1 protein-coding gene is annotated in these 362 nt (G+C 51.9%); it reads left to right on the forward strand.

The annotated features are described in order from the left end of the window. Positions 1 to 25: 25 nt before the first annotated feature. The coding region (locus tag RMT89_RS41650; protein ID WP_315888958.1) for a DNA cytosine methyltransferase at positions 26 to 362 on the forward strand (337 nt) is incomplete at its 3' end.

Below are 362 nucleotides of genomic sequence, written 5' to 3' on the forward strand. Positions count from 1 at the left end.
TGGCTTGGGTCAGGCGGGAGTGCGAGTGCGTGCTGGTTACGACATCGAAGAAAGCTGCCGCTACGCCTACGAGTACAACAATCAAGCCCAGTTCATCAGACGAAGTGTGAGCGAACTAACTGGCGATGACATCAACGGTTGGTATCAAGACCCTACAGCATTTCGCCTATTGGCAGGCTGTGCGCCCTGTCAGCCCTTTTCGACGTACAACCAGGGAAAAGACACTACAAAAGACGATAAATGGCCCTTGATGGGAGCGTTTGCTCGCCTGATCGACCAAGCAAAGCCAGAACTAGTCACCATGGAAAACGTCCCTACCGTCACCAAACATACGATCTACCATGAATTCGTCAAAGCACTGG

It is taken from the genome of Streptomyces sp. P17, from assembly GCF_032436805.1.
Lineage (GTDB): Bacteria > Actinomycetota > Actinomycetes > Streptomycetales > Streptomycetaceae > Streptomyces.